The sequence below is a fragment of the Enterobacter sp. PL_is514 genome (assembly GCF_055816715.1).
Genome location: NZ_JBVPGN010000027.1, coordinates 132,304 through 147,002 on the forward strand (window position 1 = coordinate 132,304; position 14,699 = coordinate 147,002).

Annotated in this window: 13 protein-coding genes and 1 other RNA gene; 6 read left to right on the forward strand and 8 right to left on the reverse strand. The window is 54.0% G+C overall.

The window, feature by feature from the left end; all coding sequences use genetic code 11:
- Nucleotides 1-108: 108 nt before the first annotated feature.
- The 8 genes from AC0TNG_RS04715 to garD all read right to left on the reverse strand — a co-directional run bounded on the left by AC0TNG_RS04715 (nucleotide 109) and on the right by garD (nucleotide 8,161).
- Nucleotides 109-882: a DeoR/GlpR family DNA-binding transcription regulator gene (locus AC0TNG_RS04715; protein ID WP_473712470.1), complete on the reverse strand. Its 774-nt coding sequence runs from the start codon at nucleotides 880-882 to the stop codon at nucleotides 109-111.
- Nucleotides 883-992: 110 nt separating this feature from the next.
- Complete coding sequence (gene gatD / locus AC0TNG_RS04720; RefSeq protein ID WP_473712469.1) at nucleotides 993-2,036, reverse strand: galactitol-1-phosphate 5-dehydrogenase; 1,044 nt, start codon at nucleotides 2,034-2,036, stop codon at nucleotides 993-995.
- Nucleotides 2,037-2,078: 42 nt separating this feature from the next.
- The gene (locus tag AC0TNG_RS04725) at nucleotides 2,079-3,452 is read right to left on the reverse strand and encodes a galactitol-specific PTS transporter subunit IIC (protein WP_473712468.1); all 1,374 of its coding nucleotides are present in this window, start codon (nucleotides 3,450-3,452) and stop codon (nucleotides 2,079-2,081) included.
- Nucleotides 3,453-3,456: 4 nt separating this feature from the next.
- Nucleotides 3,457-3,741 (reverse strand): PTS galactitol transporter subunit IIB, encoded by a 285-nt coding sequence (gene gatB, locus AC0TNG_RS04730; RefSeq protein WP_008501496.1) that lies wholly within the window; start codon nucleotides 3,739-3,741, stop codon nucleotides 3,457-3,459.
- 29 nt (nucleotides 3,742-3,770) lie between these two features.
- Nucleotides 3,771-4,238, reverse strand: a complete 468-nt coding sequence (gatA, locus tag AC0TNG_RS04735) for a PTS galactitol transporter subunit IIA (protein ID WP_473712467.1) — start codon at nucleotides 4,236-4,238, stop codon at nucleotides 3,771-3,773.
- A 13-nt stretch (nucleotides 4,239-4,251) separates the two neighbouring features.
- The gene (gene gatZ / locus AC0TNG_RS04740) at nucleotides 4,252-5,523 is read right to left on the reverse strand and encodes a tagatose-bisphosphate aldolase subunit GatZ (protein ID WP_473712466.1); all 1,272 of its coding nucleotides are present in this window, start codon (nucleotides 5,521-5,523) and stop codon (nucleotides 4,252-4,254) included.
- Nucleotides 5,524-5,557: 34 nt separating this feature from the next.
- The gene (locus tag AC0TNG_RS04745) at nucleotides 5,558-6,412 is read right to left on the reverse strand and encodes a tagatose bisphosphate family class II aldolase (protein WP_473712465.1); all 855 of its coding nucleotides are present in this window, start codon (nucleotides 6,410-6,412) and stop codon (nucleotides 5,558-5,560) included.
- 177 nt (nucleotides 6,413-6,589) lie between these two features.
- Nucleotides 6,590-8,161, reverse strand: coding sequence for a galactarate dehydratase (gene garD / locus AC0TNG_RS04750; RefSeq protein WP_024906390.1), 1,572 nt, complete (start codon nucleotides 8,159-8,161; stop codon nucleotides 6,590-6,592).
- A gap of 377 nt (nucleotides 8,162-8,538) precedes the next feature.
- Here garD and garL point away from each other — a divergent pair, with 377 nt between their 5' ends.
- The 6 genes from garL to tdcC all read left to right on the forward strand — a co-directional run bounded on the left by garL (nucleotide 8,539) and on the right by tdcC (nucleotide 14,697).
- On the forward strand, nucleotides 8,539-9,309 hold the full coding sequence (garL, locus tag AC0TNG_RS04755) for a 2-dehydro-3-deoxyglucarate aldolase (RefSeq protein WP_473712464.1): 771 nt from the start codon (nucleotides 8,539-8,541) through the stop codon (nucleotides 9,307-9,309).
- A 21-nt stretch (nucleotides 9,310-9,330) separates the two neighbouring features.
- Entirely contained in the window at nucleotides 9,331-10,221 is an 891-nt protein-coding gene (gene garR / locus AC0TNG_RS04760) for a 2-hydroxy-3-oxopropionate reductase (RefSeq protein ID WP_473712463.1), read from the forward strand.
- 59 nt (nucleotides 10,222-10,280) lie between these two features.
- An RNA gene (gene rnpB / locus AC0TNG_RS04765) (RNase P RNA component class A) lies at nucleotides 10,281-10,658 on the forward strand.
- Nucleotides 10,659-11,344: 686 nt separating this feature from the next.
- Entirely contained in the window at nucleotides 11,345-12,265 is a 921-nt protein-coding gene (gene tdcA / locus AC0TNG_RS04770; RefSeq protein WP_008501504.1) for a transcriptional regulator TdcA, read from the forward strand.
- A 101-nt stretch (nucleotides 12,266-12,366) separates the two neighbouring features.
- A complete protein-coding gene (gene tdcB / locus AC0TNG_RS04775) occupies nucleotides 12,367-13,356 on the forward strand; it encodes a bifunctional threonine ammonia-lyase/L-serine ammonia-lyase TdcB (RefSeq protein ID WP_473702195.1) in 990 nt (329 codons plus the stop codon).
- A 9-nt stretch (nucleotides 13,357-13,365) separates the two neighbouring features.
- A complete protein-coding gene (gene tdcC / locus AC0TNG_RS04780; RefSeq protein ID WP_024906394.1) occupies nucleotides 13,366-14,697 on the forward strand; it encodes a threonine/serine transporter TdcC in 1,332 nt (443 codons plus the stop codon).
- Nucleotides 14,698-14,699 lie beyond the last annotated feature (2 nt).

The window sequence follows — 14,699 nt, forward strand, 5'->3', positions numbered from 1 at the left end:
TTTGCCGGGTGGCGGCTGCGCCTTACCCGGCCTGCAACATTTATAAAATGTCGGTATAAATGTCGGAAAAGCAAATTGCTCATGTCATACGCTGACCTGCGTCGTTCGCTAAACCGTAATGATCTCGGTGCCCGTTTTACCCAACAGTTCTTTTTCGTGCTTTCCGATCCCATCATCCGTAATCACACAGTCTATTTTTTCCATCGGCAGCACCTGGTTGAACCCGCGGCGATTGAATTTGCTGGCGTCCAGCACGGCAATCACCTTATGCGCGGCAGCAGCCATCACGCTGCTGATCGAATAGCCTTCATTGAACGTTGTAATGCCGTTGGTGGCATCGATGCCGTCAGCCCCGACAAACATCAAATCCGCGCTTATCCCGGTCAGAGAACGCTCGGCGATGGTGCCATGCATAGAGTGCGTTTTATGGCGCACGGTACCGCCGCAGACCACGAGCGTAATATCTTTATTTTCCGAGAGGGCAAACGCGGCGGGCAGGCTGTTGGTGATGACGGTGATATTGGCGCGTTTGGTCAGCGCTTCAGCGATGAGCATGGTGGTGCTTCCGCTGTCCAGAATGATCGTCATTCCCTCTTCAATCATGGCCGCTGCAGCCTGTGCGATCCGCTTTTTCGGGTCGCTTGCCAGCTGATAACGGTCTTCCAGTACGACTTCCTGATTTTCGCTTTCTGCCAGGTTGCTGCCGGGCCTTGCGGCGCCACCGTGAAAGCGGGTGACCAATCCCTTTTCTTCCAGAAGGCGCAGGTCCGTTCTGATGGTGACTTCCGAAATGCCAAACTTATTCGAAAGATCCAGCACCATGACGCTGCCCTGAGCGTTGACCAGGTCAACGATTTTGTTGCGACGCTCAAATGAGTTCATATTGAATTGCCTGATTATTAACTGCCTCTATTCTAATCGAAGGTATGCGAAAGGTGTACGGTAATATTCGAAAGGAAATGTGAGCCAGCTCAGGTTGCTGGCTCGAAGCACTACGCGAAGCGCAGCATGATTTTGCCTTGCATAGGCGAACCGTCCAGCCGCTGCACGACCTGAGCAAAGCTCTCGCAGTCACCGGTATGGGCAATCAAGGGGGCCAACTGCAGTTTTTTCTCAGCGAGCAGACGGGCTGCCGTTTCCCACTCTTCGCCCGGCCACGGGGCAGAATAATTCATCCAGCTTCCCAGAAGCGTCAACTCCTTACGCAGTATCTTGCCAAATGTCGCCGCCGTTAAGTTCAGGTCGCGATGCAGCGTACCCACCAGAGCGACCTGGGCGCGCGGCCCGGCGATATCAATGGCGAGCGTGACGGTTTGCGGTGTGCCAGCAGTCTCCAGAACCAACTGATCAAACGGGTTGTCGCTCAAGGCGTTAAGGATGTCGTCTGCGGCCAGAGCGCGGCTATTGAACACCTGAGTTGCCCCCAGCGCTGTTGCCAGCGTGAGCTTATCGTCGTTGATATCGATCGCGGTTACGCTGTTGGCGCCCAATGCCAGCGCACACTGCATCGCCAGCAGGCCAATCGTCCCTGCGCCGACAATGATGACGTTCTTACCCTCGCAGCCGGAAGCGAGATGAAACGCGTGCAGCCCTACGGTTATGGGTTCAATAAATGCACCATCTTCAATTGCCATCTCTGCGGGAAGGCGGAACAGGTTTGCGCGTTTCATCACGATATATTCCGCATTGCCACCTTCGCTACGAGAACCGACAAACTGATACTGCTTGCACAGCGAGTAGTAGCCTTTTTCACACGCCGGACAGGAAAAGCAGGGCAGTAATGGCACGCAGGCAACCGGATCGCCTGTCTTGAGATCGTGCACTTCAGTGCCACAGGCGTCGACGTGACCGCTAAACTCGTGGCCCAACGTGATGGGATAGTAATGTGCTCCTTTGGCAAAAATTCGTGGGATATCGGAGCCACATAGTCCCGAGCAGGCAATGCGCACCCGCACATCATCCGCAGCCCGAATGTGAGGGATTGGACGTTCTTCAACGCGCACGTTGCCCTCAGCGTGAATTACCACTGATTTCATATTCACTCCAGAGAAAAGAAGGGGAGCATGGCTCCCCGGATATCACGAAACGGTCTGGCTTTGCGTGTTCGCAGCGCGCTTCTCCGCCGCTGTAAACACGCGGGCACGGCGCCAGGTGAGCAGGACGCCGGTGAAGTAAATCGCGCCAATCACGATGAACCCCACTACGTTTTGCCATGTGAAGAGTTGGATGAGCAGCCATGTGACGGGCGATCCGCCCTGGTCCATAGAGGCTACCAGCCCACCCGCTTTCAGGGCACCGGCGTTCTGCGCGAGCTGGGTATGCAGGCCGATGGTCTGGGTCGCAATCCACAGTGTTATGGCCATGATGATGACGCCAGAGATAAGCGTGCGGAACAGGTTGCCCTGATGCACCGCGACCGCCATAGCCACAAAGAAGCCGATGGTGGCAAGGTCACCGAACGGCAGCACCTGGTTACCCGGCACCAGAACAGCAATCAGGATGGTAAGCGGGATAAAAATCAGGCTAGCGGAGACAACGGACGTATGGCCCAGCAGGAGTGCCGGATCGAGACCGATTAAGAACTCCTGTCCACCAAACTTCGCCTGCAGACGTTTACGGGCATGTTTAGCAATCGGCGTCAGGCCGTCCATGATTGGTTTGATGACGCGCGGCATCAGCAGCATCACGGCGGCAGTTTTCACGGCCAGCTGGAGAACCGATTTAGTATCGTAGCCAGCCAGCATGCCAATGGCCAGTCCCATCACAAACCCAACCGTGACCGGTTCGCCAAACGGGCCAAAGCGTTTTTGCACATCGTCAGCGCTAAAATGAATACGCTTCAGGCCTGGGATTTTATCGATAATCGTATCGACCAGAACGGCGATCGGGCCGAGGTAAGCTGACGAGCCGTGAGGGATGGCGATCCCTTCCAGACCGAAAAAGTCTCGGGTGTCTTTAGCAAACCAGTCTCCAAGTTTGTAAACAAAGGCTGCGTGTACCACAACGCCCAGGATCCCCAGCCAGTAAGAGCTGGTTGCCAGGTGCAGCATCGCACCGGTGAAGGTCATGTGCCAGATGTTCCAGATATCGACGTTCACTACCCGGGTCATCCGTGTCACCAGCATGACAACGTTAACGCCAATGGCAACAGGGATAGCAATAAGTGCAATCTGTGATGCCCAGGTCATAGGGGAGGAACCTGGCCAGCCGACGTCCACCACGTGCAGGTTAATCTGGAACTGTTCAGCCATCGCTTTGGCCGCCGGGCCGATGGAGTCAAGCATAAGGCCTATAACCAGCCCGATCCCGACGAAGCCGATGCCAATATGCAGGCCGGATTTAAAGCAATCGCCCAGCTTCATCCCCAATAGCTTAGAGAAGATGATGATGACGATTGGTAGCATTACGGTTGGCCCCAAATCGAGGATATACCGCATGATTTCGGTAAACATGTTCTTACCCCTCGAGGATGGTCAGGATTTTTTGCTGCAGGGCTTCGATGCCGACACCGGATACAAACGGCATACCGTGCACCACCGGAATGTCGCCAAATGCTCTGTCGACTTTCGCTGTGGTGCAGATTAGGTCAGCGCCATCCATATAGGTTTCAATTTCGGTCACCCGGCACTGGACCAGATCCAGCTCAATGTGGTGGGCTTCACACAGCTCTTTTATCTCTTCTGCTGCCATGGTTGAGGTGGCGACAGCGCCGCCGCAGGCAACAATAATTTTGCGTTTCATAGGGCACTCCTTTTTTTATTATCAGACTGTTATGAAGCCTGGGTACAGGCGACAGGTTCAAGGATCGTCTTCCTGAAACGGTCGGCCAGGCGCTCTGCGGGCACAGCCAGCAGTATGTCCAGCACGTCCGGGTTTTGCAGCTCACTAAAAAGGCGGCGCAGCAATTTCAATTGCGCCGCAGGGTTTTCAACAATTAACGCGATGATGAGCGAAACCGCGATGTCTCCATCATCATCTGCCTGCTGAAAATTCACCGGTTTGTCCGGGCGAATCAGGTAAATCGCTGGGCTTTTCGCATGTACGGCTTCGCAGTGCGGAATAGCCACCGCATGGCGTTCAAGTGCAATGCCAGTGGGGTAACTCATCTCTCGTTCCAGAAGTGCGGCAGGGTAGGTGGCGTGTACGACACCCTTTGCCAGCATCTCCTCGCCAATATGCGCCAGCGCCAGCTGGCAGTTTTCAAACTCAATTCCGGTACTGACAAAAATGTGGCTCATACACTCTCCGGCGTCAGACGTGTTCAGGGGCACAGCCAAATCGATAGGCGCGTAATACATCCTGTATTTTGTCGATGATGAGATTTTGCGGTGTTGCGGCGATCTCATTCATCGACAATCGTTCGAACTGGACGGGCATAAACTGGCTGATCAGCCCCAGAGGCAAGGAGGTTGCGCTCAGGTTAGCGATTAGTTTCTCAACGCTCTGACGAATGCGCGGATGCGGCCAGTAGTAGCGAATGCGATCGGACAGGCTAAAGTGAATATCCACCATTGCCTGACTCCAGGTGGGACGGTAGTACTTCTTCCAGTAATCCGGCTCGTTCAGCATGACTTCGTCGATCACGTCAAGCGCATGGCTGCGTTGCTCAGGGGCGATGAGGGCAGTCTCCATTTGCGCGAGGGCAAAGATGGCTTCGCGCAGGGCAAAGGTGAGCGCCGGGCCGACTTTCAGTATCGCAAAATGATCGCGAACCAGGGAGTGATAGGCCTGACGGGTCTGGTAGTCCGTTGAGTGTGCCTCATAGATCATCGGGGTCTGACAGATCCAGCCGGAAAGTGCTTCTGCCGCGTGCGGCTGGTAGTGAATAATTTGCGTATGGTCGAACTCCACCCCAGGCTGAACCACCATCGCAATGACGCGTGACAGGGCGTCGTCCAGACCGAGTGCGGCGAAGGCCACGCGGTGTGTTTCCAGCGTTTTTGCGGCATCCTCCACCTGGGTGACGTGAACGCTGTTGATGCTATTGGCTTCCCCTCCCGGTACGGGGACTTCAGTGCCAATGACGTAGGTCAGTACGGCTTTTTGCGCGTCGCTTGCCGTCTCTTCTGCTGCCAGGCAAAGGCGCGCCGCACGCTGTGCGACGACGGCAGGTGGAAGCGGTACAGGATCGTCGGCGCAGGACATTGAAGCATCCAGGTGGATCTTGCTGAATCCAGCCGCGACATAGGCTTTTATCAGTTCAACGGATTTCGCCATCGCTGCGTCTGCGGGTTCATGCTGCCAGCAGTTTGGCCCCAGATGATCGCCGCCCAAAATCAGGCGTTCCTCCGGAAAACCGACTTCCTTAGCAATGTTCAGCACAAAACTACGGAAGTCAGCAGGTTTCATTCCGGTGTACCCACCGAATTGGTTCACCTGATTTGATGTGGCTTCTATCAGTACCTTATTGTCGGTATGCAGATCGAACCGCAAAGCGGCTTCGATAACCAGCGGGTGTGCTGAGCAAACTGAGCAAATGCCGAGGTGTTCTCCCGCCTTATGGCGAGCAATAATATCTTTCACGTTTCCTCCGGTGTGGGACGACAGGCTTTCGTAATTAGAGTTTTCCTTCACAGCCGCAATCAGCAATGACCTTGCGCACCACCTCTTTCATGGCGAGCTTGGCGGGTACCATGTAATGACGCGGGTCGCTGGCATCTGGATGTGAAGCGAGATAGGTTTTCAGTGCGTTTGAGAAGGCGATTTTGAGCTCTGTAGCGACGTTCACCTTGCAAATCCCCAGGCGAATCGCGGTACGGATATCGGCCGTCGATAAGCCGGAGGCGCCGTGCAGCACCAGCGGGACATCGACCTGATTGCGGATTGCCGCCAGACGGTCAAAGTCGAGTTTAGGGACGGCAGTATAGAGGCCATGCGCGGTACCGATGGCGACGGCGAGAGAGTCGATACCCGTTAACTCAACAAACTCGCGCGCCTGTTGCGGGCTGGTGTAGAGGGCATCTTTACTGTCGACGACAAGGTCATCCTCCTGTCCGCCCAGGCGTCCAAGTTCAGCCTCGACGCTCACATCATAGCGGTGGCAGTAGTCCGTCACGTTCTTTACCAGCGCGACGTTTTCAGTGAACGGATGATGAGAACCATCGATCATTGCTGAGCGGATCCCGCTTTGTACCTTCTGCGCGATATCGTCAAAATCTTCGTGATGATCGAGGTGGATCGCCAGTGGCTGGTTGTACGTTTTGGCCAGATCGCTGGCGATGGCGACCACGTTTCCGGTTCCAGCATAGCTAAAGGTACCGGGTGTACCCGCCACGATCAGGGGAGATCGCATCTCAGAGGCCGTTTCAACGACCACCTGCAGCGTTTCGAGATTATGAATATTGAATGCCGGAACCGCGTAACCTTCACGCTGAGCCTTTTGCAGCATCGCTTTCGACGAGATGATATACATCTTTCCTCCGAAACCTTTCGTTTTGTTTATGCGAAAGACAATATAGGGTTTCGGAATGTTATTTTGTGATTGGTATCTTAAAAATGAAAGAATCGAAATGAAAGATAAGTATGCGAAAGAAGTGAAAGCAAAAAAAAAGCATGGCCTAAGCCATGCTAAGCGAGGTTTACAGCAAAGTCACGTCACCGGTGCCGGGTTAAACACCGCCAGCTGATTATGCAATCCCCACTGATCCGAAAAGGTTTTCTTCCGTCCGCTGGCGACATCCAGAATGAAGTGGAACAGTTTCCAGCCCACGTCCTCAATACTCTCTTCTCCGGTGGCGATAGTGCCCGCATTGATATCCATTAAGTCATACCAGCGGTTTGCCAACTCGGTGCGGGTCGCCATCTTAATCACCGGCACCGCCATCAGGCCGTACGGCGTGCCGCGCCCGGTGGTAAAGACCTGTACCGTAATGCCGGATGCCACCTGCTGCGTGCCGCAGACAAAATCGCTGGCCGGCGTTGCCGCGTAAATCAGGCCGCGTTTTGTCGGGCGCTGGCCCGGAGAGAGCACTTCTGCAATGGCGCTCTGACCGGATTTGGCAATGGAGCCAAGGGCTTTTTCCACCACGTTTGCCAGGCCGCCTTTTTTGTTCCCCGGAGACGGGTTGGCGCTGCGGTCGGTTTTGCCCATATCGAGATAGCTATCGTACCAGGCCATCTCCTCAAGCAGGCGCTTGCCGACCTCTTCATTAACGGCGCGTGGCGTAAGCAGATGGATGGCGTCACGCACTTCGGTCACCTCGGAGAACATCACCGTGGCGCCGCAGCGAACAAGCAGATCGGACGCATAGCCTACCGCCGGGTTGGCCGTCACGCCGGAGAAGGCATCGCTGCCGCCGCATTGGGTGCCCACGACCAGTTCCGAGGCCGGACACGTTTCGCGCTGGCGGCGGTTGAGTTTGTCCAGATGTCGCTCTGCCACCTGCAGAATGTCATCGACCATTGAGCGGAAACCAACGTGGCGTTCGTCCTGCAGGCGCACGATGCTGGCCTCGTCTGCCGGGATGGCTTTGACATCCTCAGTACCCTGCAGCAGGCGTTCTGGCTGCAATTTTTCACAGCCGAGGCCGATGACCATCACCTCGCCGCCAAAGTTCGGGTTGAGGGCGATATTGTGGATGGTCCGGATAGGCACCACGGCAGCGGGCGCGTTAATCGCCACGCCGCAGCCGTAGAGGTGGTTCAGGCCCACCACGCCGTCGACGTTCGGGTATTTTGGCAGCAGATCGCGTTCGATGATTTTCACCACGTAATCCACTACGCCCGCCACGCAGTGCACGCTGGTGGTAATACCGAGCAGATTTTTGGTGCCGACGCTGCCGTCCGCATTGCGGTAGCCTTCGAAGGTATAGCCCTCCAGCGGAGGAAGCGGTTCCGGCACGCGGGTTGCCAGCGGAAGCGTGTTCAGCGGCGGCGCTTCTGGAAGTGCCACCAGCGACTCCTCAACCCAGCTACCCTGTGGTATAGCGCGAACGGCATAGCCGATGACTTCACCGTAACGTACGATTTCGCTATTAGCAGGGATATCCACCAGGGCGACTTTATGTCCCTGTGGAATATGCTCAATCAGTTCCAGCCCGTCCGGGAATCGAGTGCCCGCTTTTAAGCCATTGTCGTTGACAATAATCGCCACATTATCGATGTCGTGTACTTTGATATAAAACGCCGTCGGCGATGCCTGTCGAATTTCAATGTCGGCCATTGTTCACTATTCTCCAGCAAAGTGTCTGATAATAAATTCAGCCAATTTTCTAATGGTAGAAATTAATACGCGGCTTTCAGAAATAAAGCATGTCAGCATAGGGGATATTAAAATGTGATCTCGATCGCTCCCGAACCCGTAATCCTTGATTCTGTGCATTAGCGCCCAGTGCTTTGTGCATATGCAAAAATTTTTATCAAAATATGCCGTAATACCTGAGCATTAAAACAATGTGCGGTCGCGGATGGCGTCTTATACTGAATGACGATTTTATCACGCCAGAATACGTCAGAATAATAAATATCATGCTGGCACGGTGTCTGAATGAATAAATAAAATGACACTGAAAAAGGCTGCGGAATAAAAAGGTAAATACGATGAGTAACGATATCTTCCCGAATAAATTTAAAGCGGCCCTCGCGGCGCACCAGATTCAGATTGGCTGTTGGTCCGCGCTGGCAAACCCAATCAGCACCGAAGTGCTGGGCCTGGCCGGTTTCGACTGGCTGGTGCTGGACGGCGAACATGCGCCGAACGATATCAGCACGTTTATTCCGCAGCTGATGGCGCTGAAAGGCAGCCACAGCGCCCCGGTGGTGCGTGTACCCACCAACGAGCCGGTGATTATCAAGCGTCTGCTGGATATCGGCTTCTACAACTTTCTGATCCCGTTTGTGGAGACGGAAGAACAAGCGGCGCTGGCCGTTGCGTCAACGCGCTACCCCCCGGAAGGGATCCGCGGCGTCTCCGTTTCGCACCGCGCCAATATGTTTGGCACCGTGCCGGACTATTTCGCGCAGTCCAACAGCAACATCACCATTCTGGTTCAGATCGAGAGCCAGCAGGGCGTTGATAACGTTGACGCGATTGCCGCCACAAACGGCGTGGACGGTATCTTCGTCGGCCCAAGCGATCTGGCTGCCGCCTTTGGCCATCTGGGCAACGCCAGCCACCCTGACGTGCAGCGCGCGATCCAGCACATCTTTGCCCGCGCCAAAGCACACGGCAAACCGTGCGGCATTCTGGCGCCGGTTGAGGCGGACGCCCGTCGCTATCTGGAGTGGGGAGCCATGTTTGTTGCCGTCGGCAGCGACCTCGGCGTATTCCGCTCGGCCACGCAGAAATTAGCGGACGCATTTAAAAAATAACCATCATTGAGGATACAGATTATGACGCTGAAAGTGGGTTTTATTGGCCTGGGGATCATGGGTAAACCAATGAGTAAGAACCTCATCAAAGCGGGTTTCTCGCTGGTGGTATCCGATCATAATCCACAGGCCGTGGCGGAAGTGATGGCGGCGGGCGCAGAAACGGCCACCACCGCCAAAGCGATTGCTGAGCAGTGCGACGTCATCATCACCATGCTGCCAAACTCACCGCATGTTAAAGAGGTCGCGCTGGGTGAAAACGGCATTATCGATGGCGCGAAGCCGGGCCTGGTACTGATTGATATGAGCTCTATTGCGCCGCTCGCAAGTCGTGAAATCAGTGAGGCGTTAAAAGCGAAGGACGTCGATATGCTGGACGCGCCGGTCAGCGGCGGTGAGCCGAAAGCGATAGACGGTACGCTGTCGGTGATGGTCGGCGGTGATAAAGCCGTTTTCGATAGATACTACGACCTGATGAAAGCGATGGCGGGCTCCGTGGTGCATACCGGGGATATCGGGGCGGGTAACGTGACCAAGCTGGCAAACCAGGTGATTGTGGCGCTGAACATTGCCGCCATGTCCGAAGCGCTGACGCTGGCAACCAAAGCGGGCGTCAACCCGGACCTGGTCTACCAGGCCATTCGCGGTGGTCTGGCGGGCAGTACCGTGCTGGAGGCCAAAGCGCCGATGGTCATGGATCGTAATTTCAAACCCGGTTTCCGCATCGACCTGCATATCAAAGATCTGGCCAACGCGCTGGATACGTCACACGGCGTGGGCGCGCAGCTGCCGCTGACCGCGGCGGTCATGGAGATGATGCAGGCGCTGCGTGCCGATGGCCTGGGCACGGCCGATCACAGCGCGATTGCATGCTACTACGAAAAACTGGCGAAGGTGGAAGTGGCGCGTTAATCACGCCTTGCCCATACCTGAGGGTGACAGCGGCGCGCAAACCCTCTATACTGCGCGCCGAAGCTGACCAGACAGTCGCCGCTTCGTCGTCGTCCCTTTCGGGGGAGACGGGCGGAGGGGAGGAAAGTCCGGGCTCCATAGGGCAGGGTGCCAGGTAACGCCTGGGGGGGAAACCCACGACCAGTGCAACAGAGAGCAAACCGCCGATGGCCCGCGCAAGCGGGATCAGGTAAGGGTGAAAGGGTGCGGTAAGAGCGCACCGCGCGGCTGGTAACAGTCCGTGGCACGGTAAACTCCACCCGGAGCAAGGCCAAATAGGGGTTCACATGGTACGGCCCGTACTGAACCCGGGTAGGCTGCTTGAGCCAGTGAGCGATTGCTGGCCTAGATGAATGACTGTCCAACGACAGAACCCGGCTTATCGGTCAGCTTCAACTTCTTAGAGAACCCCGCTTCGGCGGGGTTTTTGCTTTCAGGGGGTGTAGACTGGGTAAGCGCAGCGCCACCCGGCACCAGACAAACGACATCAATTCTCATATTTGCGACATTAAGCACATTTCACTGTTTTTATCCCTTCAGTATCGCTCCTGTGTCTGTGGACGATCGTCATCACAAAATTTCACGCTAAAAAACTTGCGATTTTCAGTATTGATAATTTGTTATGATTGTTATCTTAATGATCGCGAAACTTTTCTCGTTTGATATGCATACATTGAAATCAAATACATTTCTCCCGTGAATATGTGACGTATTCCACTCTTTTCTGCCAGCCTGAAAATTCGCGTCGGAAAAATTTGATAAATTGAAAGAATGTTTCAAACAAATAGCGGTTATTTATTGGTCTTTAATTGCCTGAAATATCGCCTTTATTGATTTTTTCCGAACGGTAAAATTTATCCGGGTTATCGCCATAAAATAAATTTATTACCGCTATTTTTGTTGATCAATATCAGCGTAGTAGCATATTTGTCTCTGTTTATTGCTTTGATAAATAAGCGTTTTTATGGTTTTTCGCTGTGCGTGATAAAGGGCCTGGAAAGCAAATTGTGAGTAACAGCACATACCCCTTCAAACATTATTGAGTAGAATTCACCCCGTCATAGGGAAATAAGTGCAGAATATTATGAACACTATTATTCTACCGAAAACACAGCACCTCGTGGTATTTCAGGAAGTCATTAAAAGTGGCTCCATAGGTTCTGCAGCAAGACAGCTGGGCCTGACGCAACCCGCCGTCAGCAAAATCATCAGCGATATTGAGTCCTACTTCGGCGTGGAAGTGATGGTGCGTAAAAACACCGGCGTAAAACTCACTGCTGCGGGCCAGGTTCTGCTCTCGTACTCAGAGTCCATCACCCGCGAAATGAAAAACATGGTGAGTGAGATTAACAGCCTGAGTTTCAGCACCGTTATGGACGTCTCCTTTGGTTACCCGTCGCTGATCGGCTTCACCTTCCTGTCCGAAATGATCAAAAAATTTAAGGAAGTGTTCCCGAAAGCACGCGTCTCGATGTATGAAGCCCAGCTCTCCTCTTTCCTGCCGGCCATTCGCGACGGTCGTCTGGATTTCGCTATCGGCACGCTGAGTGATGAAATGCTGCTGCAGGATCTGCACGTCGAACCGCTGTTTGAGTCCGAGTTTGTGCTGGTCGCCAGCAAAACGCGAACGTGCACCGGCCCGACGACACTGGCATCGCTCACGCACGAGCAGTGGGTGATGCCGCAAACCGATATGGGCTACTACAAAGAACTTCTGACCACCCTGCAAGACAATCACATCAGCATCGAAAACATCGTCCAGACCGATTCCGTCGTCACCATTTATAACCTTGTGCTGAATGCCGATTATCTGACGGTTATTCCCCGCGACATGATTGCACCGTTCGGTTCTGACCAGTTTATTGTACTGCCAGTGGAAGATGAATTACCCGTGGCGCGTTATGCCGCCGTGTGGTCAAAAAATTACAGGATTAAAAAATCGGCGTCAGTATTAGTTGAGTTGGCAAAACAATATTCGTCGATGAATATCGAAAGACGACGATGAATAATTAGTACCCATTTTAAAAACACCCAGAGCGTTAACGTGTTAACGCGCTGATACCCTGACTTTGCCTGAAAAGAATAAATTATTATAACGAGGATATTATGCATATTACCTACGATCTCCCGGTAACGATTGAAGATATTCAGGACGCCAGAAAACGACTGGCAGGAAAAATATATAAAACCGGTATGCCACGTTCGAATTATCTCAGCGAACGTTGTAAGGGCGAAATATTCCTGAAATTTGAGAATATGCAGCGTACCGGCTCGTTTAAGATCCGCGGCGCGTTTAACAAGTTAAGCTCGCTGACCGACGCTGAAAAACGCAAAGGCGTTGTCGCCTGCTCCGCGGGAAACCACGCGCAGGGTGTGTCCCTCTCCTGCGCCATGCTCGGCATCGACGGCAAAGTGGTGATGCCGAAGGGGGCACCGAAATCCAAGGTTGCCGCCACCCGCGACTACTCCGCCGAAGTGGTGCTGCACGGCGAGAACTTCAACGATACCATCGCCAAAGTGAGCGAAATCGTTGAGACGGAAGGGCGTATTTTTATTCCGCCTTACGATGACCCAAAAGTGATTGCCGGGCAGGGCACCATCGGCCTGGAAATTCTCGAAGATTTATACGACGTGGATAACGTCATTGTACCTATCGGCGGCGGCGGATTAATTGCCGGGATTGCGACGGCGATTAAATCCATCAACCCGACCATTAATATTATCGGCGTACAGTCTGAAAACGTGCACGGAATGGCAGCCTCCTGGCAGGCAGGAGAAATAACCAACCATCGCGTTACCGGCACGTTAGCCGACGGCTGCGACGTCTCTCGTCCGGGGAAATTAACCTTCGAAATCGTTCGTGAACTGGTCGATGACATTGTGCTGGTGAGCGAAAACGATATTCGCAACAGCATGATTGCCCTTATTCAGCGAAATAAAGTGGTGACGGAAGGCGCTGGCGCACTGGCTTGTGCTGCGTTATTAAGCGGCAAACTTGACCACTATATTCAGGGCCGCAAAACCGTCTGCATTATTTCCGGCGGCAATATCGACCTCTCCCGTGTTTCCCAAATTACCGGCTTCGTTGACGCATAAAGGTGACCTATGAGCAACACAGAAAGCATTATCGTTGGCCAGACAAAAACGTCCTCCTGGCGTAAGTCTGATACCACCTGGACGCTTGGCCTGTTTGGTACCGCCATTGGCGCAGGCGTGCTGTTCTTCCCCATTCGCGCAGGCTTTGGCGGATTGATCCCGATCCTGCTGATGCTGGTTCTCGCATTCCCGATTGCGTTTTACTGCCACCGCGCGCTGGCGCGTTTGTGTCTGTCCGGCAGCAACGTCTCCGGCAACATCACCGAAACGGTGGAAGAGCATTTCGGTAAAACCGGCGGGGTGGTGATCACGTTCCTCTACTTCTTCGCCATTTGCCCGCTGCTGTGGATTTACGGCGTCACCATTACCAACACCTTCATGACCTTCTGGGAAAACCAGCTCCAGCTGCCAGCGCTGAACCGCGGCGTGGTGGCGCTGTTCCTGCTGCTGCTGATGGCCTTTGTTATCTGGTTTGGTAAAGACCTGATGGTGAAGGTCATGAGCTTCCTGGTGTTCCCGTTTATCGCCAGCCTGGTGCTGATTTCCCTGTCGCTGATCCCTTACTGGAACTCGGCGGTGATCGACCAGGTCAACCTGAGCGATATCGCCTTCACCGGTCATGACGGCATTCTGGTCACCGTGTGGCTGGGTATCTCCATCATGGTCTTCTCCTTCAACTTCTCGCCTATCGTCTCCTCGTTCGTGGTCTCCAAGCGCGAAGAGTACGAGCCAACGTTCGGTAAAGAGTTCACCGAGCAGAAATGTTCCAAAATCATCGGTCGCGCCAGCCTGCTGATGGTGGCTGTGGTGATGTTCTTCGCCTTTAGCTGTCTGTTTACGCTCTCTCCGCAGAACATGGCGGACGCCAAGGCGCAGAATATTCCGGTGCTCTCTTACCTGGCGAACCACTTTGCGTCAATGTCCGGAACTAAATCGACGTTCGCGACGGTACTGGAATACGGTGCCTCCATCATCGCGCTGGTTGCTATCTTCAAATCCTTCTTCGGGCACTACCTGGGCACGCTGGAAGGTCTGAATGGCCTGATCCTCAAGTTCGGCTACAAGGGCGATAAAAAGAAAGTTTCTGTTGGCAAACTGAACACCATCAGCATGGTGTTCATCATGGGCTCCACCTGGGTTGTGGCCTACGCCAACCCGAACATTCTCGACCTTATTGAAGCCATGGGCGCACCAATCATCGCCTCTCTGCTGTGCCTGCTGCCGATGTACGCCATCCGCAAAGCCCCGGCTCTGGCGAAATACAAAGGGCGTACCGAGAACATCTTCGTTACCGCGGTCGGCCTGCTGACCATTCTGAATATCGTTTACAAACTGTTCTAACC

Coding starts and splice junctions, on each gene's coding strand:
- AC0TNG_RS04715 (WP_473712470.1), bottom strand. CDS start 882: ATGAACTCATTTGAGCGTCGCAACAAAATCGTTGACCTGGTCAACGCT.
- tdcA (WP_008501504.1), top strand. CDS start 11,345: ATGAACACTATTATTCTACCGAAAACACAGCACCTCGTGGTATTTCAG.
- gatB (WP_008501496.1), bottom strand. CDS start 3,741: ATGAAACGCAAAATTATTGTTGCCTGCGGCGGCGCTGTCGCCACCTCA.
- AC0TNG_RS04725 (WP_473712468.1), bottom strand. CDS start 3,452: ATGTTTACCGAAATCATGCGGTATATCCTCGATTTGGGGCCAACCGTA.
- garD (WP_024906390.1), bottom strand. CDS start 8,161: ATGGCCGACATTGAAATTCGACAGGCATCGCCGACGGCGTTTTATATC.
- gatD (WP_473712469.1), bottom strand. CDS start 2,036: ATGAAATCAGTGGTAATTCACGCTGAGGGCAACGTGCGCGTTGAAGAA.
- garR (WP_473712463.1), top strand. CDS start 9,331: ATGACGCTGAAAGTGGGTTTTATTGGCCTGGGGATCATGGGTAAACCA.
- gatA (WP_473712467.1), bottom strand. CDS start 4,238: ATGAGCCACATTTTTGTCAGTACCGGAATTGAGTTTGAAAACTGCCAG.
- tdcB (WP_473702195.1), top strand. CDS start 12,367: ATGCATATTACCTACGATCTCCCGGTAACGATTGAAGATATTCAGGAC.
- garL (WP_473712464.1), top strand. CDS start 8,539: ATGAGTAACGATATCTTCCCGAATAAATTTAAAGCGGCCCTCGCGGCG.
- tdcC (WP_024906394.1), top strand. CDS start 13,366: ATGAGCAACACAGAAAGCATTATCGTTGGCCAGACAAAAACGTCCTCC.
- AC0TNG_RS04745 (WP_473712465.1), bottom strand. CDS start 6,412: ATGTATATCATCTCGTCGAAAGCGATGCTGCAAAAGGCTCAGCGTGAA.